The following is an 18,225-nucleotide window of genomic DNA, read 5'->3' as shown; positions in this document are numbered from 1 at the left end:
ATGACAGTTACGCTCAGAAAAACACTTGATGCAGTCGTATTGGACTACAAAAGGAATCCGTATTTCAAGACGCGATTTGTGATGATCTTCTTCCGGATTGTCAATTATCTCGCCTGCAGAAGTATCGTGACGCTCATATGCGGGGCTCCCCTCATCGTTCTGTACATCTTCATTTGCGATTGGCTAATGGGAATCGAGATACCAGTTAAAACGAGGATTGGAAAAGGGCTCGCCTTGTTTCACGGAACTGGAATGGTGATCAACGGATACGTCGTCATCGGTGAATACTGCACGCTGCGCCACGGCGTCACACTCGGAAACACTATCCAGCGCGATGGCTCGATTAGCGGCGTGCCGAAGATTGGCGACCACGTGGAGTTCGGCGCCCACTGTGTCGTGGTTGGAGATGTGTTGGTTGGGGATCATGCGCGCATAGGTGCAGGGGCAGTGGTGCTTACTGACGTGCCGGCGCGCGCTGTCGCCGTTGGCGTGCCGGCGCGGATACTCAATACGGGGGATTGCATCCAGTGAGCGTATTTATCCTTCATCCAGGTAAAGCGAACTATCCCGAGATCGAGGCATATAGCGATTGCCTGACGCAACGAGGCATCCCAGTCGAGCACGGGGATCTGGGCGCGCTCAATCGCGTAGCGGAGGATCGTCGAGCAGTCCTTTGGTGCATCATGGGGCTCTATCGTGCGCTGCCGCCCGCTAAATTTGTGGTTCACGACTATCGGTCTCTTTCTGTCGGCCGGATGGCGTTCGTCAAAGACTGGATCAAACGCGCACTGAACGCCAGGCCGAATCTCCGCATTTTTCAGAATGTGCGGATGCGGGATGCTATGGGCTTCAGCGACGGTGTTCCATCCTTGCTGCTCCCTATGGGTGTTCCGGACTGGATCTTTGATGTCACCGACGACGATGCGACATCAATGCCGGCTGGAAAGTTTTGCTACATAGGCGAAATGAGCCGCGAACGCGGATTTCATAAGGTGCTGGGGGCATTCCGCGACGCTCGTCGCGATCCATCTGAAGCATTGATTCTGGTCGGGCGACCGGAGCCATCGATTCTTGATGAGTTTCGGGCCGTCCCGGGGATCGTGTTCACGGGTCGCGTGCCGCAGCAGGATGCACTGCGTATCGTCCGACGCTCCGACCACGCGATCTGCTATTTCCCCTATCACCGGCCGCATTGTTTCCAGACGCCGACGAAGCTTCTCGAGTACGCCGCGCTCGGAAAATCAATCATCTGCAACGACGCTCCGTCGAATGTGCTCGCTGCGCGCGAACTCGATATTCGGTGCCATGTAACCGGACCGCGGATATTCGATGAACTGTTTTCACGCGCTCCGATAGCTCTGCAGCGGAACGACCCGAGAAAAATCGTATCGCTCGAATGGAGTCGGGTTATTGAGCGCTCTGGGGTGCTTGAACGCATCGGCGCGGCTACAGGACAAGCGCCCCTGATGACGCATCAACGGGAGAGGGTCAACGAGGGAGGGCAAACGCGATGAGGATCGTACATATTCTGGAGTCGACTGCAACCGGCACATTGTCGATGGTTTGTTTGATCGCGAACGGGCTTGCGCGCGAGGGCCACAAGGTCGATGTGATTTATTCAATCCGTCCCGATACCCCCGCAGCGTTACCTGGCTTGTTCGCCAGGAATGTCAGATTGCACCATGTGCAGATGAAGGATGTCTCGCTTATGCGCTCTGTCCCGGCGCTGCGCTCGAAGTTGATCGGCCTGAATCCGGACATCGTGCATCTGCATTCGTCCTTTGCCGGATTTCTTGGGCGTATCTCCACACTCCTCGCACTGCGTCGGACGGCGTTCTTCTATAGTCCTCACTGCATCTCGTTCATGCGGCGCGACATCTCAACTCCGAAGCGGTTGCTATTTGTGGGTCTCGAGCGCGTCGCCGCACTGCGACGTTGCGTATACGTCGCTTGTTCGGAGAGCGAGCAGCAAGTTGTGCGTCGTTGGTTGCGGCAGCCCGTGAGGCTTGTCGAGAATGCGGTAAAGGCGCATGCGGCGAAACCAGGTGAGAACGAAGAGCAGAAAGATAGCGTTGGTTTTTGTGTCGTGACGGTCGGCGGCGTGCGGCCCCAGAAGAATCCGGGCCTGTTCGCGGAGATTGCCCGGCGGCTTGACCGTCCTCACGCCCGCTTCGTGTGGATTGGAGACGGGGACGACGCCCTGAAGCAGGAGCTACGTGCTGCCGGGGTGATCATAACGGGGTGGCTCTCCCGCCGTGACGTACGGTCGTGGCTTGAACGTGCCGATGCGTATCTGTCGACCTCGTCATGGGAAGGCATGCCGGTTTCAGTCGTCGAGGCAATGATGGCGGGAAGCGCCGCGATTGTGTCTGATTGCGCAGGGAATGTCGATGTCGTTAGGCATCTCGAAACGGGCGCCATTTTCTCGAGCGCCGCGGAAGGAGCGGAATTGCTTGGACGGGTTATTGATGATCCGGAGTTCCGTGCGGGCCTCGCGTCGCGCGCGCGCATCGAGGCAAAAGACCGGTTCACGGAGAAGCGATTCTTTCAACAGCTCGCGCCCGTATATGAGGACGAGTTGAAGCGCCGGCAGCGATCAAGGCACCACAACGTCGACCGCACAATTTTGCGGCAGCACACATCGTAATTCCTCGGGGGAAATGTAAATGAGCGTATCGATCAGCGCCAACGTTGAAGTCGGAAATCAGTTGCCGTTTGTGTTATTTGGCGGCCTGAATGTTCTGGAGAGTCTTGAGTTCACACTTGAAGCTTGCGAAGTTTTCGTCGATGTCACCAGGAAGCTTGGAGTTCCCCTCGTCTTCAAGGCTTCTTTCGACAAGGCAAACCGTTCGTCAATCCACTCATACCGCGGCGTCGGAATGGAAGAAGGACTTTCCATTCTGGCGATCGTCAAAGACCGCTTCGGGGTGCCCGTCATAACCGACGTACACGAAGTGGCGCAGGCTGAAGCGGTTGCTGACGTCGTTGATGTGCTTCAGGTACCGGCGTTTCTCGCTCGTCAGACCGATCTCGTGGTCTCGATCGCAAAAACTGGGCGCGTCATCAACGTCAAGAAGCCGCAGTTCATGAGCCCCGCTCAGGTCAAGCACGTGGTGGCGAAGTGCCGCGAGGCTGGTAACGACAAAGTCATCCTGTGTGAACGTGGCGTGGCGTTTGGCTACGACAATCTGGTCGTGGACATGCTGGGCTTTCGCCAGATGCGGGAGGCGTCGGGAGACTGCCCGGTAATATTTGACGTTACCCATAGCCTCCAATGCCGCGATCCGCACGGCGAGGCGTCTGGCGGGCGGCGCAGCCAGGTGCTCGACCTGGCGCGCGCCGGCATCGCACTTGGCATTGCCGGCCTGTTCCTCGAAGCCCATCCTGATCCCGATCGTGCGCGCTGTGACGGGCCGAGCGCGTTGCCATTGAACCTGCTCGAGCCGTTTCTTGCACAGGTGAAGGCCATCGATGATCTTGTAAAGCGGTTTGAGCCGCTCGACATCCGATGAGTGCCGTTGTCTACTCCGGTGGAATATCAGTCGTCGTGTTCGACGTCGATGGTGTCCTGACTGACGGTCGTCTCCATGTAAGCGCTGACGGCGAACGCGTAAAGAGCTTTCACGCACACGACGGGGTCGCGATCGCGTTGTTGCGTGCGCATGGGATCCGTTCCGCGATCCTGTCTGGTAAGCACAGCGAGGCGCTCACCTGGCGCGTGACGCAACTGCGTGTGGACGCTGTGGTCACCGGGTGTCACGACAAGCGTACAGGATTCGAATCGATCAAGCAGCAACTCCGCGTCGACGACATGCAGACTGCGTATGTCGGAGACGATGTGAACGATCTCTGCGTGATCGAGCGCGTGGGTGTGTCGTATGCGCCTGCAGACGCGCATGCACTGGTTCGCTCGCGTGTCAGCCACGTGACGTCACGTGCGGGCGGTGAAGGAGTCGCTCGCGAGGTGGCCGATCATATTCTTACGTGTGGAGGGCTGTCGCTGGAGGACGCGTATCGGCCGCTCTTTCAACTCTGGAGTCGTCATGATGTCACCCAGTGAACGCCGAGCCCTGCGGATCGTGATCCCCTCGCGCTTCGGGTCTACGCGTTTGCCGGGAAAACCTCTCATCGATCTGGCCGGTGAGCCGATGATCGTGCGTGTGTACTCGCGGGTTCGCCGTGCTCTTCCGGAAACGGAGGTTGTGGTAGCGATCGATGATGAGCGTATCGCTGACGTGTTGAGGAGACGACAGATAGCGTTTGCGATGACTGACTCCGGACATCAGTCTGGTACCGACCGCGTAGCGGAAGTCGCCAGGGCCTCCGGATGGCGACCGGACGACATCGTCATCAATGTGCAGGGTGATGAGCCGCTGGTGCCAGTCGCTCTGCTGCAGGAGTTTGCTGTGTTCTGTGAAAGCGTTCCCCGCTTTGAGATGGCGACGGTCGCTTGCCCTGTCAAGGACGCTATCCAGATTGATGACCCAAATATCGTGAAGCTGGTCGTCGACAGGGAGGGGCGCGCTCTGTACTTTTCCCGGGCACCGATTCCGCTTTGCCGGGACGGTCGGCCCGCGGCGGTGGAGGGCGTCTTCCGCCGTCACGTCGGAATATACGGATATCAGAACGCTGCGCTGCAACGGCTGGCGACTAATGAGCCGTGTGAACTCGAATCGCTCGAAAAGCTTGAGCAGCTACGTGCATTGTGGCTTGGACTGCAGATTCACGTCATGCATTGGCCTGAGACGCCGCCTCACGGCGTAGATACGCCCGAAGACGTTGAGCGCATTCTTACTATGTTGAAACGGCAAGGTCATGAATCAATTGAACTATATTGAGTCCGCCCGTGAAGTGCTGGGCATCGAGGCGCGTGCGCTTTCAGCACTGGCAGGTCGACTTGACGAAGGCTTCTCGCGCGCGGTCGAGACCATCCTGGCATCCAGTGGGCGCGTCGTGGTTTGTGGGATGGGCAAATCGGGGATCATTGGTCGGAAGATAGCGGCGACATTCGCCAGCACCGGCACGCCGAGCTTCTACATGCACCCAGGAGAGGCCTATCACGGCGATCTGGGAATGGTCGTGCCGGCAGATACGTTTTTTGCGATCTCGAACTCGGGCGAAACTGACGAGGTGATCAAGCTGATTCCATTCTTGCGAAACAATGGAAACCGGCTGATTGCACTGACCGGTAATCGAGCGTCAACGCTTGCGAGCGCGGCACACATTCACCTTGACATCGGCGTAGATGCAGAGGCCTGTCCCTTCCAGCTCGCCCCCACGGCATCGACAACTGCAACGCTCGCCATGGGCGACGCGTTGGCGATCACGCTGATGAGAGTCCGGGGGTTTCAACCGGAAAACTTTGCGCGCTTTCATCCGGGTGGATCGCTCGGTCGGCGGTTGCTCCGCACAGTAAGTGACGAGATGGCCCATAGGGATCTGCCTTTCGTCAGCCACGACACGCCTGCGATCGACGTACTGCAAGCTATGACACGTGGACGTCTTGGGCTCGCGATTGTGCGGCTCGATATCGGCTGGGGCGTCGTGACCGACGGAGACGTGCGTCGTGCCATCGAGCGGCACGGCAACGAGGTTTTACGAACCACTGCGGCGAACATGATGTCTGTTGAGCCAGCAATGGTCTCTCCAGAGACGCGGATTGAGGATGCGCTGCTGGTGATGGAGCAGAAGAAGATCAACGCGCTGCTTGTGTTCGATGGAGCCGATGTCGTCGGGGTGTTCAAGAAGTGAGAGAGAGGCGCGAGCGCGCGGCGTTGCCCTTTTCAGACGGGAACGCCACGCGAGACATGATTCGTTTGTCGGAGGATGTATGAGCGGTTTGTCATTGAGTGGCTTCTCCCGGCTATCGGAAGAGAATTCCGGATTTATCCACTCGTGCCGTGGTCTGGCAGCACTCATGGTGGTGGCAACGCATATCGAGCAGGTGTTTGTCGCACCGTACTGGTCCGGGATTCACGCGTATTCGCTCATCCTCGGCCAGGGCTCTGTCATGTTGTTCTTTGTATTGAGCGGATTCCTGATCTGCAAATCAATAACATCCAGGATATCTGAGGGCGATTATCGCGTTCTCGACTATGCCGCTGCCCGTGCCTGGCGCATCGTTCCGCCTCTGGTGCTTTCGCTTCTCCTGATACTGGCCCTTAGCCTTCTGAGTCCGGCGGTATTCAGTTCCGGGTCAAGCCATTTCTCGCCGGAAAGATACCTCGTTGCCGATGGCTTTCAGCTCGTCCCAGAAGAACTATTGGGAGCAGCCTTGTTTCTGAACGGTTTTGTCACCCATACGCCACGTGTGAACGGGCCGCTATGGAGCTTGTCGTTTGAGGTGTGGCTGTATGCGATCGCAGGTGCAGCGGTGGCCTTCAGACAGGCGCCCAGATATTGGCCGGTAGTGCTTGCGTTCATTGCCCTGCTTGGCTTTCGGGACATGAAGTTCGTTGCGTATGGTGCGGTTTGGGCTGCCGGATTCCTGCTTTGCGTGCACCACAATTCCGGCACCAGATCGCGAAAACTACGATGGCTCGTTTGTGCCGGCGTAGTCCTGTTCGGTGGGGCATCGATCGAGTTCGCAGGCTGCTTTGTTCACAGCTTTAACGCAGCTGGAGGGCAGGCGGGAGCAAACTGGCACTACATCGTAGCTTTCAACTTCTTCATAGGCTTACTATTTACTTGCGTGATAGCGTTGGTCCTGGATCGGCGATCGCCATCCAACGCGCTCCTTTCGAAGAGTGCAGAATATTCTTACACGCTTTATATCATTCATTTTCCAATCCTGCTTTTTGTGTTTGGCGTGACCCAAGCGGTGCTTAGAGGGTCACCGACAAGCCGGATTCTGATTGGGATCGGGACGTTCGCGTTGGGGGTCTGCATCGCACGCGTTGCGTCGACTCTGGTTGAGAACAAGGCGAGATTGAAGCAGCTTCTGTCTCGTGGATTCGCGCTGAGGTGAAGGCTGCAGGACGGCAGCCAGTTTGCACTGCACTGGATGAGAGATCTGACGAGGCAATCTGCGATCAGGCAAATCGGTCGGATCATCAGCAGGGAAGTAAGCAACCGATTGTCAGGAGGCGACTGAGGTGGGCGCGAACCTCAGCCCCCTGTCCCGTAGCGGTTTCCGAAGTTCGGGTCATCGTTTTCGACGGTCAGCGACCTCGAGGCAGATCCATCGATTGGCAGCGACCCACTAAGGGTGCCTCAGCAGGCGACTGGCGGCTTTCCGTTCCGATGGGGCGGGTGCGGTGCGTCATATCGACGATGTTCCAGAGACGCAGCAGTTCACATTCTTCGTGAGCGGGGCACGTGGTGGCGGTCCCTAAGTAATGGGGCAGGCGACCAGGCTTGAGGGAAGGCGTTCTTTGATGTGAATTCCGGAGCGCCCTTCGGTAGGGATACCGTGCAGGTTAGATGGCATGCGCGGCAGCGGCGGTACGGCGTTAGCCAGGCTCGCGCCGAAATGTGAGTCATCGGCACGCACGAGGTCTATGTGGTTCATGTCGCACATGCCTCTGCGACGCAGTCAGTGGTATCACCTGATGAAGACTGGTGCTTTCCCCCCCGCATGGAAGAAGACGGTGCGCCCTGCGATCGCCGGCAGGACGTCCGCAGCAGGCCGCCTTCTGTGAGACTCCGGAGCGAACCGCGGCGCAAGACCATCTGATATCGAGGTGTGGTCCAGTCAGCGACGACCGGAAGCGCCGGCCGTGGGCTTCAAAATCATAGGTGATAGTGTTGATATGGGACCGCAAGGTACGGCGATCAAGTGCGACGACTGGCGTCGTCCGCGTTTATAGCGACAAAGATTTGCCGTTAATGTGCGTCCCGGCGAAAATCGGGGAACCTCGCAAACGTGATGTAGTTGGAATTATGTTGACTTTGCGCACCGCCTTCGGGATCGTCGAAGGACGTGCGTATCACCGCAATGATATCGTCACCGCTAAATTCCCAATCCACGTATTGAAAGCCGTGTCGCTTCACGTCAGGATGCCGCATGACGACAGAGGAAACAGACCAGTTGTGCAGGTCGGGGGACGAAATCAATGCAAGGGTATTGCGAACGCGTTCGAGGCTTTCATGTCCGTCGTTCGCAAGTACAGCGTTTGTCAAAGACCAGTACCGTTGTGAGGTTGGGTCAAACCGAACGGTGAACTTCTTGCCTCCACCAGGCATGTCGACGAAGTCGCGCGTCGGATCGAAACTCAGCGTCGTCTCATCGGACCCGCCGTGGACGATCGCTGCTTTCTCAACCCCGTTCCGGGTATTGACGCGAAGCAGGATTCCTGGCGGTCCGTTCTTGAAAAGAACTACGCTGCCTTCCTCCCAGGAAATGAACTTTCCACGCAGCCATGCAGGGTTCGAGGCTTGATGTTTTGATACGGTCCAGTTCTGCGTATCCAGGAGGTTCGAGTGTTGCGGGGCGGACATGACGAGTGAGCGCAAATCTCCGCCTTCGACCACGTCGTAGGCGCGCCAGACGCGACCCTGGCTCACCACGACAGGAACTGCACCCGTGATGTAACGCCCCGGCAGATTGAATCGTCCCGTAGACGCGTCGGTTGCATCAGTCCACGTAGCGCCGCCGTCAACGGATCTGCGAATGGTGGGTGTGCCCATTGCCCGATCAGTTCCCATCAAATATAACGCGTTGTCCAGGACGAACAGCGATGACCAGTACTGGCCGGAGACCGTGCTCTGTCTAGTCCAGCTCTGACCTTTGTCACGCGACGCCATGACGGTCACGTAGTCTTCCGACGAACCGGGCCCAAACGTGTCGTAGGAAGCGACATAGGTGCCATCGGGTAGCACCGCCAATGCCGGGGATCCAAGGAATACGTGCGTGGATGCAGCACTATGGGCGATTACGCGACCTGGGGGACCGACATTCGTTCGCCCTTTTGCGGAGGCGGCCACCCCGCAGGCGCAAAGGACGCTGACAAGCATGAGCGAAAGCCTGCAACTGAGGCGGGCAAGGTGCCTGCCGGCCTGGCGACTCCGATCTGGCAGGCTCGATTTACGCGTGCACATAGCTCGAGTGGGCGTCATTGGCATGATTGACATTTAGATACGGGAATTCGCCGCGATGGCACGAGTGCCAGGACGCTGGGTCGAGAGGCGGCGGTTGGGGGGCGAAGGTGCGGTGTTTTGCTCGGCGAGGACGACGAAGAGCAGCAGCGTCATCCAAAGCATCCCATAGAGCACGTGATACTTGAAGAGCATGATTGGCAACAGGTAAGCGAGATATCGCCACTTGTTGCGATTGCGGAACATCACCCCAATCGTACCAAAGAACACAGCGGACCCGACAACGCCTACACTGAATAGAACGTAGACGTAGAAGGAACTGTCTCGTGCCTGATATCCACGCATGTGTGTTTTGCCGACGTTATTCCGGTCGTCCCAGAATAGACCGCTTCCGAAGGCACCCGCAGTGAGATCACGATCCTGGAGTTCGGTCAGAATTAGTGTCCGGCTGCCCACGGCGTCATAGTCGACCGACTGGTTTACACGTTGGTCGTAGACGTTGTACATCGCGGGCGCGCACAATAACGCGGCCAGAATGACGAACAGCTTGAGACGCAGGTTCCCGCGTTCGAACATCACATGGACGAATCCAAGCACTGCACAAACTACCATCGACGCTACCGAGAAACTGATCAGCGCGGTGCCGAATGCAATGACCGAGGCGAGCGTAATCCGACGTTTCACCAGAAGTAAGAGAACGCCGCACGGAATCACCGTCATTGCGTAGAAGGACGGTTCAGAGTAGAGGCCAAGCGCGCGGATGGAGATCAGGCTGTCACTCAGTGCTTTCGTTGCATAGAGGGCGTCGGCGTCGGACTCGCGAATATAGCTATCAAAGTCAACGAATACACCAGTGGCCAGATAGTACAGGAGCTGGAAAAGAAAAAATGCACCATGAATATAGATCAACGCCGTGCATGCTGACTCGATCGACTTGAGCGAAAGGACGCCGCTGCTGAACATCCAGTAGAGCAGCACGATGTAAGTCTGGATCAGTACAAATTTGATGAAAAAGTTGAGATAAAAATCACCGAATGCAGAAAAAATAAACGAGATGGTGATACACCCAAGCCAGTATGTCAGCATCCCGTGGGCATTGGCTCCTTTCTCAAGAAGGGAGGGGGTCCGCAGGAATAACAGGGCGCACGCGAAGAAATACGCTGCAAAGGTTGCTCGAACGCTGAATGCGTTCAGGGAGAAAAAGAATACACTTGCGGTGAACAGAAAGGTCGACATAAGGGAATTTCGGATCGGAAGCTGTACCTTGCATAGCAGTTGACGTTCAGGCACGCCACGCAGGTCGCCAATCCGTCCGGCGCCGACGTTTTAATCGCAGTCCATGGATCGGTGTCCTGGTGGTTTCAGGAGATTTATTCCGTGGGCGCCCGCAGAGGATAAATGGACGCTGGCGCGTCGCGCTGCCCTCGTCCGATCCAGTCAAGCTTATGTCGGCTAACGACTGGCAGTCGGCAAGCTGCCGAGGGGATTTGTAGCTTTTTTGAAGTGATGGGAGACGCCACGCATCCGGTCCAGTATTCACCCTTCCCCATCGAAGGAAGGTTCATCGCGCGGGTACGAGTTACACTCGACCGACTAGGCCCAGTGTTCGCAAAGCCACGGTGAATACATATCGATCGCCCCCTGAATTGGTGCATGATGTCCGTACGCGACTGCCGAGACGGCAAACAGCGAGGCAGCAGCAATCGGACGCAGGCGTCGCGGAACGACAGGAGCGCCGCTCCATCGAATCAGAAGTATCGTCACGAGCATGCCAAGCGTCCATCCGGAGACCACTTCTGAAACTGTATGAGCCTCGTCGAAAACGCGCGAGATACCGATAGCCGTCGCGAACCCGATGCCTGGCCAGATGGCAGCGCCAGGTTTGATGCGCGAGCCGTCGTTCAGGACGATCAGCCATGACATCGGCCAAATTGCAGAAGCGAGCATTGTGTGTCCGCTGATCATGCGAAAATCCAGCGAGCGAATCTGTATTCCGCATCCTGCGTACAAGATCTTTGTCACGCCAACGAGCAGCATTGCTGCCGAAAGAAGCGCGGCCCATGATATGGCAACGCGCGCGCCGGTCGGCGAACGCGTTAGCCACACGAAGCAGACAATGGCAAGCGGGATCGTCAACGCTGCGTCGCCCAGATTACTGATAGCGGACCACATGCTGTATTCCGAAAGAAGAAAGGTGCCCACTATATCAGGCGATGTTGGCTTGCTCCCAGTTCGCAACGTATCGAGCCATCGAATCGATGGGAGAGGCGATTGGCCGTCGACTCTCACATAAAAGAGTTCGGAAGCCGGGTCGGTCGGAGCTGAGGTGGAACGTGTGATCCCTTTCGATGTCGCACGGCGTTTGGGTGTTTGCGAAAGAGAGCCGAAGTGTTGGAAGCGCGCGGAATTCCCACCTATTTTGTGTCTCCGACGTTCGTTTTGAGCGAGTTGTGGCGAATTAAACACTCAGGCCTCCAGATTATGTCATCCCTATCCGTCAAAATCGGAACGTATTCGGCCACTTGCACCACCTGGCTGAAGGACGACGTTATGCTTTCGCCCGATATCAGCGCATTCATCATGGAGTTCGTATGCTTAAGGTCACGAAGGCCGTTTTTCCGGTAGCTGGTCTCGGTACACGCTTCCTCCCCGCCACGAAGGCAAGTCCGAAGGAAATGCTGCCTGTTGTGGACAAGCCGTTGATCCAGTACGCAGTGGAAGAAGCTATTGCAGCGGGCATCACTGAAATGATTTTCGTGACCGGGCGTAGCAAACGGGCGATTGAAGACCATTTCGACAAATCGTACGAGATTGAGGCGGAACTGGAAGCGCGTGGAAAGAAGCAACTGCTGGAACTGGTCCGTGGTATCAAGCCCAGCCATGTCGATTGCTTTTACGTTCGCCAACCGGAAGCGCTCGGGCTCGGCCATGCTGTATTGTGCGCTGAGAAACTCGTGGGCGATAACCCGTTTGCGGTTATTCTCGCAGATGACCTGCTTCATGGTGAGCCGCCCGTGACATCGCAGATGGTGGATCTGTTCAACCACTACCACAGTTCAGTACTCGGAGTGGAGGAGATCCCGCGAGCAGACACGCGTTCATACGGAGTTGTCGACGGAAAGACGTGGGAGGAGAACATCGTCAAGCTCTCAGCGATTGTCGAAAAACCCGCCCCCGACGTGGCGCCATCGAACCTCGGGGTTGTCGGTCGCTACATACTCAAGCCGCGGATCTTCAAGCATTTGCGCGCACTGAAGCCAGGTGCGGGCGGCGAACTGCAACTCACAGATGCAATTGAGTCCTTGCTCAGCGACGAACAGGTCCTCGCCTACAAGTACCGGGGGACGCGGTACGATTGTGGTAGCAAGCTCGGCTATCTGAAGGCCACGGTTGAGTTTGCGCTCCAGCACAGCGAGGTAGGCGCTGAGTTTGCTGAGTACCTGAACCTGCAATTGCGACGCGTTGATCAGCGCGAAAATGAAGCGGAGGATGCGCGCGAGAGCGTGGACGCTGTCTGAGGACGTCAGCGGCCGATGCTATCGGCTAACTGCTTGTTCGAGTGCATTCAGCTTTGCGCCAATCGGTACCCTGGGATAGTCCCCCGCTGTCCTGGTTTCGCCTGCCATGTTCTGGACATGGCAGGCTTTTTTCCCAACCTGGATCAGTCTTCGATATATGTCCACCTATAAAGAATTGCGTGAACAGCTCGCAATGCTTGATCTCAAGATCGCCGAGGTATTCAAGCATGAGCGAGAGATTGTGATTCAGGAAATTCGGAGAAAGTTGGAGTTACATCAGCTTACGGTCGATGATGTCCGAGGTAGATCCCGCCAGTTGATTGCGAAAATTCGTGACCCAAAGACGGGTCGCGTGTGGTCCGGACGCGGTCGAAAGCCTTCATGGGTTGACGCTGCGCGCATTGAGGAAAACTTACCCCCTACGCGGCAAGAGTCCACGTTCTGACATTCGGGCCGCTCCTGGGCAGACAGAGCTCTCGTGAGACGACGTGAGTAGGGGGCTCACATCTGGCGCGGATACGCGAGAGGTTCTTGTGGCAACGGGCAGGGTGGTAACTTTCGACTGTTCGAAGGCTCAATTGGCTGTGCTTGAAGGGAGCAGCCAGCGGAAGCGTGGCGCGCTGAATCTCAAGTCGTTCTCGCGGACATCGGCGCAAAGGTCAATGAATGTGGGTATTCCTGGCGCGACATCTTTGGATCTCATAGTGTGTCCACGAGCAGGATGTCGAAAGGTAAGCCACCAGCGAAGTCCCTTTATCCAAAGACAGGAGCGACATGGTCGGGGAGAGACGGGGATCCGGCCTGGATCACGGAGGCGAAGAATCGCGCGCGCTTCCTGGCAAAGCGATGGTATTCACGATAGCTCGGGATGAGGTGAGCGCTCCGACTGGACTTGAACGTTAACGCAATTCATGGAGGTCAATATCCGGAGACGCCAATTTGGCGATCCGAACCGGTAGCATTGACGGGATTGCTCTGCAATTGAGGTGCGTCTCGATCATGCTATCAGTATCGAGCGGTAGAAATACTCAGTGTAGCAGCGTCGGTTTATCGATGACGGAGTGTTCGTTCAGGAGGTTTTTTGCCCATTTGATCGAAGATGCAGACAGATTGGGTGCGTGTCTAACAACCGTTTCCAATGCAGCAATATGTGCGGTCCAAAAGTCGTTGAGCTCTCCAGGCTCTGGATGTTGCGCGAAGAGGCATTTGAAGGCTGCAATTATTGTACACAGCAGAATTCCACGGGATTCTTCGTCGATCGAGTGTGTGCCATGCTTTGAAGATAGATTTTCATCTTCTCCGAGTGCTTCTGTGCAGTTGATCTGATCGAATTCAGACACAAGTGCTTCCATCTCGGACTGGGCGGCTATCCAGTACGCCCCGGACGAATCGCTACCCTTTGAGGACGCGAATATCGCCTCCGTGGAGCGCCGAAACGTTTTGGCAGAGGCGCTCCGATTTGTGCGGTTGGTAACTATCTGCACGATCTCGTAAAGTGCGAGTATGTGTATGTGGAGTCTAAGCTCAAGCGCCGCATTCTGATCTAACAGCTGATGGACTTCTTTCTCCAGATTACGGATGCTATCGACAAGTGAATCATGTTGATCGTTATTCATATAGCGTGATAGTGTTAGAATTTTGCTGTTTTATAAATGACTGATCTGGCTGTTGATCGATTGCGACATTTCGCCCGGATCTCGGTCACGTTGCCGACGGGCTGGCTGATCGATACCATCAACGTATTGCTGTGAAGATTGGTGTGCCTCAAAGTCGAGCGAACATTTCGGTGTTTTGTTCGTGAGCTGTTAGTTGGAACGCGACTGCAACTTCGCGGTTCTGGTCTCTAATACCGGCGGTTGACCAAGTGCGTAAGTGGATTCGACGGCGCCTGTTAAAGTGGATTCCGTGCGGTTCGATTGAAGGAGATCGCGAGTATTTATTGAACGTCCGGATGACAGAATAGGACACTGACTGAGCAAGCGGGAGGATCTTAACGTGCGCCCAATTCTGGCCAGTTTGCTTGTTGGCACGGTTGTGCTGTTCATCGCTACATTCAGGGTTGCAGCCCGCCGGCGCCGCCAACGGCGACGCGACGAACTGATGCGCAACCTTGATCATCACGAGTGGTATCACGGTTCGCGGCCCCGGCCCGGGCCCCGGCCCCGGCCCCGGCGCCGGCGCCGGGGCGGGGCAACGCGCTAGCGCTGGGTCGTCCATGTGGGGCGAGTTTCCCGGTCAGTTTCGCGTACCTGGCATAGGGGAGGTCGGCGCGAAGGCGAGAGAGGGCGGCGCACGGAGCACACATGCAACTCTCGCCGGCATTGCCTTTCGCAAGCCGATTGATTCGTGTGGTGCCAGTGACGCAACAGTGAACGCATGCATTGAAATGCTATACATACCCGTACGGATTTTTTTCCTGCCAGCGCCAGTGATCGATGCACATGCGCTCGATGCCGTATTCTGCCTTCCAACCGATGAGTGATTGTGCCCTCGCGGGATTGGCATAACATTCGGCGATGTCGCCGGGACGGCGGTCTACGATTTCATATGGCACAGTACGTTCGCACGCCTGCTCGAAGGCCTTCACGACTTCGAGGACGGTGTAGCCGCGTCCGGTGCCCAGGTTCACGATGAAACCCTGGTCACGCGCAGCCAGCGCATCGAGCGCTTTTAGATGTCCGTTTGCCAGATCCACAACGTGAATGTAGTCCCGCACGCCTGTACCGTCTGGCGTCGGATAGTCGCCGCCGAACACGCGCAGTTTTGGCAGCTTGCCGACAGCCACCTGCGCGACAAACGGCATAAGGTTGTTCGGGATACCGGCTGGGTCTTCGCCAATCAGGCCGCTCTCGTGCGCGCCCACCGGATTGAAATAGCGCAACACCGCGATACGCCATGACGGATCTGAGATCGCGACGTCACGCAGGATCTGCTCGGCGATGAGCTTTGATTGTCCGTATGGGTTGGTTGCGGTGAGCAGGTAGGTTTCGTCGATGGGCGAGCGCTCCGGCGCGCCATACACCGTCGCCGAAGAACTGAACACAAACTGCTTGCAGCCGTATCTGCGCATCACGTCCAGGACCGTGAGCAGACATTCCAGGTTGTTGCGATAGTATTCGATCGGTTTGGCCGCAGATTCGCCGACGGCTTTGAGTGCCGCAAAGTGGATCACGCCAGTGATTTTATGTGTCTCGAAGATGCGCGTAAGCGCCCGTGCGTCGCGCACATCTTCTTCGTAGAAGGTGAGTTGTTTTCCTGTGATCTTCTGGACGCGCGCGAGCGATGCCCGGTGGCTATTGACGAGATTATCTACGACGACAACGTCGATGCCTGCCTCCAGTAGCGTCACGCAGGTGTGTGAGCCGATGTAGCCGGCGCCGCCTGTGATGAGGATTGTGCTTTTGGTGTTCGTCGTCGAGAAGGAGTTTGCTGGAGTCATCAGATATTTTCAGAGCTTCATACCGGGGGATCGCGGATCTGTTCTGGCAGATTCACGGATCTGTGTCGCAGCGCCTGTACGGTGGCAAGGAGCCGCTGAAAAGCAACCAACTGGCCGCTCACTTGCAGATTGACAGGCTTCTAACCTACCACGTGCTGCAAGGTAAGTCGGGGTGATTGCCGCAAAGTGGAATGTTTTGGCGAGTTTGGTCTACGTGACCATATTGGAAGAGGTTTGTTCGGTTAAGCGTGAAGGTAAGCCGCCGGATTGGCGTTTTCGTCGGCCTGAGAAGCGGGGGCACGAGTGAGTTCTCAAATACACGATAAACGGCAAGAGATTCCCTCTGCTACCGACGTACAAACGTCGATCCTCGATTGGTCTCGGCTAGCTGGTTACCGTCCATCAAACGTTCAAGCGGAAAGTTCTTCGGACCGAGCACGCGGTGTCGAGTTTCGGCGCAAAGAGAGCTACATCTCGGCATTGAAGCAACGCCGTCAGAACGATTGGTGAGCGAAAAAAAACGCCAGGCATTTCCAGCCTGGCGGTGCGAATCCGGGTTCGATCTAGTTCGGGGGGAACCGGACCCGGTGGACCACATTAGGCTCTGGGCAGCACGAGCCAAACGTGACGGGAATTTAACAGACAGGTTTGTCGTATCGATTTCAATGGCGTTCACATACCAGATTTTGGCCGACTGGTCCGGGTCCTGAGAATTTGACGGCATCTTTACTTTGCGATCGATGAATATCCGTGATCTGTGAATGGCTGGAGAATCGTGTTTTATTTGGTGTCCTTCGTCGGAAGATTTGTAGGTGAGGCTAATGAGCCGGAAAACGGAAGATATCCAGCTCTGCACGATGAGCCCGCGGTCAGTTGTGTCGCACGAGACAGCAAACTTCGCTCCATTGATTATGTCTCGCCGAGGAAGTCGCCTTCACGCTGATCGTTGTTCCGAGGGCGTGTGACACAGAATCTGAAGTGTGTTCGCAGTGCCAATCCCGCCCCCCGAAACCGCCGGCGAAATAGGAACAATAGTTAGCGAATATCACGCACAGGTAGCATCGCAGCAAGCGGGTTTCGACTCGCTCACGAAGTGGTTTCGGCAACAATCGGTGACGCGCTTCTACTAGTACTGATCGGACAATACCGTCGACCTTTTCGCAAGAGATCGAATAGCGACTGAGCATAGTCTTCCGCTGTCCCGACAACTAATAGCAGCACGGTGTCCTTGGTGTTCTTCACTGGATCCGGAAGCCGCCCAGTTCTGCATGGAACCAAGCCTGCCTCGTTAACCACTCAGAATCAGCAATATCCGCGTCGCGCTCGCCCAAGGCAAATCTATGTTGATCGCTATGGCGAGTCGGGATTTGTAGTCCCGGTAGTGTCAAAAGGTAGTGAGGCTATTGCGCCGATCTGTCAAGATTGGCGGCGCACGATCGGAGCGCTTGTGGCGAAAATGCACAGCACAATTTCTCTCCTGAATACGCTGGCTTGCGATTGCTTATACTCTGTGCACCTCTTTTTCCGAGGCGCTTCGTATGCTGCAGGAATGGCTTTTTTTCCCGCGACTTGGCTGGAATACTCCTATTACTTTGGCGCTAACGTCGGCGACGGTCGGCAGTGTCGTAACGCTAGTTTGGATCGCGGCGCGAGATGGCCGAGAACGCAGGCGCCACCGACGTGACACTTCTTTGGAGCTGGCGTTAGCGCTGGAAAGCTACGCTCGGACCTGTCGTACGGTGATGCATAAGGCAGCCTGGGCGGCGTCGGAGCCAGTCGGTCCCGCGATCCGTGAGCCCAGCAAGGGCGTGTCCGTTCCCGCCTTTGCCTATCCGGACAAGTTGCGATGGGACGTTCTGAGCCGTGGACTCGTCTCGGAGTTGCGCGAGTACCCGGCAACGGCGCACGCCGCTCGGGAGTATGTCGAGGCATTCCGCGAATTCGGTGAGCCGCTCGACTTTTGCGGTCAGGTTGAAATCGAATGTGCAAAAGCTGCGAGAGGAGCGTTAGCGTTGGCTCGTACCACGCGCCGGCGGCACGGAGCCGCGACGTGGAAGCCGGGCGCCAGAGATTCGGCCATGGAGCGTGAACTGTCCGACTTCATCGCAATCGCCGAAGAAAAGCGCAAGCAATTGCTCGAATGTCGGACGGGGCCAACAGTCGGAGTTGGCTGGGAAGCTGACGTACAACCACTCAAACGCCAGTTAAGCGTGTGAGGGCTCGACGACGCAA

16 protein-coding genes and 1 pseudogene are annotated in these 18,225 nt (G+C 56.6%); 12 read left to right on the top strand and 5 right to left on the bottom strand.

Going from position 1 to position 18,225, the window contains the following annotated elements:
* The 8 genes from AB3X99_RS29900 (at position 1) to AB3X99_RS29865 (ending at position 6,967) form a co-directional block, all read left to right on the top strand.
* Positions 1–531 carry a serine acetyltransferase gene (locus AB3X99_RS29900; protein ID WP_368618963.1) on the top strand — a complete coding sequence of 177 codons (531 nt, stop codon included), beginning with the start codon at positions 1–3 and terminating at the stop codon, positions 529–531.
* Positions 528–1,514: a glycosyltransferase gene (locus AB3X99_RS29895; RefSeq protein WP_368618962.1), complete on the top strand. Its 987-nt coding sequence runs from the start codon at positions 528–530 to the stop codon at positions 1,512–1,514. The genes AB3X99_RS29900 and AB3X99_RS29895 overlap by 4 nt, the downstream gene beginning before the upstream one ends.
* Positions 1,511–2,647: a glycosyltransferase gene (locus AB3X99_RS29890; protein ID WP_342922203.1), complete on the top strand. Its 1,137-nt coding sequence runs from the start codon at positions 1,511–1,513 to the stop codon at positions 2,645–2,647. The genes AB3X99_RS29895 and AB3X99_RS29890 overlap by 4 nt, the downstream gene beginning before the upstream one ends.
* A 19-nt stretch (positions 2,648–2,666) precedes the next feature.
* Complete coding sequence (gene kdsA / locus AB3X99_RS29885; protein WP_069268926.1) at positions 2,667–3,512, top strand: 3-deoxy-8-phosphooctulonate synthase; 846 nt, start codon at positions 2,667–2,669, stop codon at positions 3,510–3,512.
* Positions 3,509–4,060 (top strand): KdsC family phosphatase, encoded by a 552-nt coding sequence (locus AB3X99_RS29880; RefSeq protein ID WP_368618961.1) that lies wholly within the window; start codon positions 3,509–3,511, stop codon positions 4,058–4,060. Before kdsA ends, AB3X99_RS29880 begins: the two co-directional genes overlap by 4 nt.
* On the top strand, positions 4,044–4,838 hold the full coding sequence (gene kdsB, locus AB3X99_RS29875; protein WP_368618960.1) for a 3-deoxy-manno-octulosonate cytidylyltransferase: 795 nt from the start codon (positions 4,044–4,046) through the stop codon (positions 4,836–4,838). The genes AB3X99_RS29880 and kdsB overlap by 17 nt, the downstream gene beginning before the upstream one ends.
* Positions 4,816–5,751: an SIS domain-containing protein gene (locus tag AB3X99_RS29870; RefSeq protein WP_368618959.1), complete on the top strand. Its 936-nt coding sequence runs from the start codon at positions 4,816–4,818 to the stop codon at positions 5,749–5,751. Before kdsB ends, AB3X99_RS29870 begins: the two co-directional genes overlap by 23 nt.
* Before the next feature lie 79 nt (positions 5,752–5,830).
* The gene (locus tag AB3X99_RS29865) at positions 5,831–6,967 is read left to right on the top strand and encodes an acyltransferase family protein (RefSeq protein WP_368618958.1); all 1,137 of its coding nucleotides are present in this window, start codon (positions 5,831–5,833) and stop codon (positions 6,965–6,967) included.
* A gap of 857 nt (positions 6,968–7,824) precedes the next feature.
* Here AB3X99_RS29865 and AB3X99_RS29860 read toward each other — a convergent pair.
* The 3 genes from AB3X99_RS29860 to AB3X99_RS29850 all read right to left on the bottom strand — a co-directional run bounded on the left by AB3X99_RS29860 (position 7,825) and on the right by AB3X99_RS29850 (position 11,208).
* Entirely contained in the window at positions 7,825–8,955 is a 1,131-nt protein-coding gene (locus AB3X99_RS29860; RefSeq protein ID WP_368618957.1) for a sialidase family protein, read from the bottom strand.
* 117 nt (positions 8,956–9,072) lie between these two features.
* A complete protein-coding gene (locus AB3X99_RS29855) occupies positions 9,073–10,272 on the bottom strand; it encodes a hypothetical protein (protein ID WP_368618956.1) in 1,200 nt (399 codons plus the stop codon).
* Positions 10,273–10,629: 357 nt separating this feature from the next.
* Entirely contained in the window at positions 10,630–11,208 is a 579-nt protein-coding gene (locus AB3X99_RS29850) for a phosphatase PAP2 family protein (protein WP_368618955.1), read from the bottom strand.
* Positions 11,209–11,627: 419 nt separating this feature from the next.
* Between AB3X99_RS29850 and galU the strand changes: the two genes are divergently transcribed.
* The 3 genes and pseudogenes from galU to AB3X99_RS29835 all read left to right on the top strand — a co-directional run.
* Positions 11,628–12,554 carry a UTP--glucose-1-phosphate uridylyltransferase GalU gene (galU, locus tag AB3X99_RS29845; RefSeq protein WP_368618954.1) on the top strand — a complete coding sequence of 309 codons (927 nt, stop codon included), beginning with the start codon at positions 11,628–11,630 and terminating at the stop codon, positions 12,552–12,554.
* 106 nt (positions 12,555–12,660) lie between these two features.
* Positions 12,661–12,999 carry an H-NS family nucleoid-associated regulatory protein gene (locus AB3X99_RS29840; protein ID WP_368618953.1) on the top strand — a complete coding sequence of 113 codons (339 nt, stop codon included), beginning with the start codon at positions 12,661–12,663 and terminating at the stop codon, positions 12,997–12,999.
* 162 nt (positions 13,000–13,161) lie between these two features.
* A pseudogene (locus AB3X99_RS29835) lies at positions 13,162–13,416 on the top strand (H-NS family nucleoid-associated regulatory protein); the annotation flags it as partial.
* Between the two features lie 166 nt (positions 13,417–13,582).
* On the opposite strand, the gene AB3X99_RS29830 reads toward AB3X99_RS29835, so the two are convergent.
* Both AB3X99_RS29830 and galE read right to left on the bottom strand, forming a co-directional pair.
* Positions 13,583–14,170 (bottom strand): hypothetical protein, encoded by a 588-nt coding sequence (locus tag AB3X99_RS29830; RefSeq protein WP_368618952.1) that lies wholly within the window; start codon positions 14,168–14,170, stop codon positions 13,583–13,585.
* Between the two features lie 773 nt (positions 14,171–14,943).
* A complete protein-coding gene (galE, locus tag AB3X99_RS29825) occupies positions 14,944–15,993 on the bottom strand; it encodes a UDP-glucose 4-epimerase GalE (protein ID WP_368618951.1) in 1,050 nt (349 codons plus the stop codon).
* A gap of 1,538 nt (positions 15,994–17,531) precedes the next feature.
* On the opposite strand from galE, the gene AB3X99_RS29820 reads away from it, so the two are divergent.
* On the top strand, positions 17,532–18,209 hold the full coding sequence (locus AB3X99_RS29820; protein WP_368618950.1) for a hypothetical protein: 678 nt from the start codon (positions 17,532–17,534) through the stop codon (positions 18,207–18,209).
* The last annotated feature ends 16 nt before the right edge of the window (positions 18,210–18,225 follow it).

This window comes from Paraburkholderia sp. BR10882 (assembly GCF_040948855.1).
Lineage (GTDB): Bacteria > Pseudomonadota > Gammaproteobacteria > Burkholderiales > Burkholderiaceae > Paraburkholderia > Paraburkholderia nodosa_A.
Note: the sequence above shows the minus strand (reverse complement) of the source record. Positions and strands in the feature narration are given on the sequence as shown.

What these genes read in the sequence shown, in the direction of transcription:
- AB3X99_RS29820 (WP_368618950.1), top strand. Translation starts at nt 17,532, where the DNA reads ATGCTGCAGGAATGGCTTTTTTTCCCGCGACTTGGCTGGAATACTCCT.
- AB3X99_RS29850 (WP_368618955.1), bottom strand. Translation starts at nt 11,208, where the DNA reads ATGTGGTCCGCTATCAGTAATCTGGGCGACGCAGCGTTGACGATCCCG.
- AB3X99_RS29900 (WP_368618963.1), top strand. Translation starts at nt 1, where the DNA reads ATGACAGTTACGCTCAGAAAAACACTTGATGCAGTCGTATTGGACTAC.
- AB3X99_RS29830 (WP_368618952.1), bottom strand. Translation starts at nt 14,170, where the DNA reads ATGAATAACGATCAACATGATTCACTTGTCGATAGCATCCGTAATCTG.
- AB3X99_RS29865 (WP_368618958.1), top strand. Translation starts at nt 5,831, where the DNA reads ATGAGCGGTTTGTCATTGAGTGGCTTCTCCCGGCTATCGGAAGAGAAT.
- AB3X99_RS29890 (WP_342922203.1), top strand. Translation starts at nt 1,511, where the DNA reads ATGAGGATCGTACATATTCTGGAGTCGACTGCAACCGGCACATTGTCG.
- galU (WP_368618954.1), top strand. Translation starts at nt 11,628, where the DNA reads ATGCTTAAGGTCACGAAGGCCGTTTTTCCGGTAGCTGGTCTCGGTACA.
- galE (WP_368618951.1), bottom strand. Translation starts at nt 15,993, where the DNA reads ATGACTCCAGCAAACTCCTTCTCGACGACGAACACCAAAAGCACAATC.
- AB3X99_RS29840 (WP_368618953.1), top strand. Translation starts at nt 12,661, where the DNA reads ATGTTCTGGACATGGCAGGCTTTTTTCCCAACCTGGATCAGTCTTCGA.
- kdsB (WP_368618960.1), top strand. Translation starts at nt 4,044, where the DNA reads ATGATGTCACCCAGTGAACGCCGAGCCCTGCGGATCGTGATCCCCTCG.
- AB3X99_RS29855 (WP_368618956.1), bottom strand. Translation starts at nt 10,272, where the DNA reads ATGTCGACCTTTCTGTTCACCGCAAGTGTATTCTTTTTCTCCCTGAAC.
- AB3X99_RS29880 (WP_368618961.1), top strand. Translation starts at nt 3,509, where the DNA reads ATGAGTGCCGTTGTCTACTCCGGTGGAATATCAGTCGTCGTGTTCGAC.
- kdsA (WP_069268926.1), top strand. Translation starts at nt 2,667, where the DNA reads ATGAGCGTATCGATCAGCGCCAACGTTGAAGTCGGAAATCAGTTGCCG.
- AB3X99_RS29870 (WP_368618959.1), top strand. Translation starts at nt 4,816, where the DNA reads ATGAATCAATTGAACTATATTGAGTCCGCCCGTGAAGTGCTGGGCATC.
- AB3X99_RS29860 (WP_368618957.1), bottom strand. Translation starts at nt 8,955, where the DNA reads ATGCTTGTCAGCGTCCTTTGCGCCTGCGGGGTGGCCGCCTCCGCAAAA.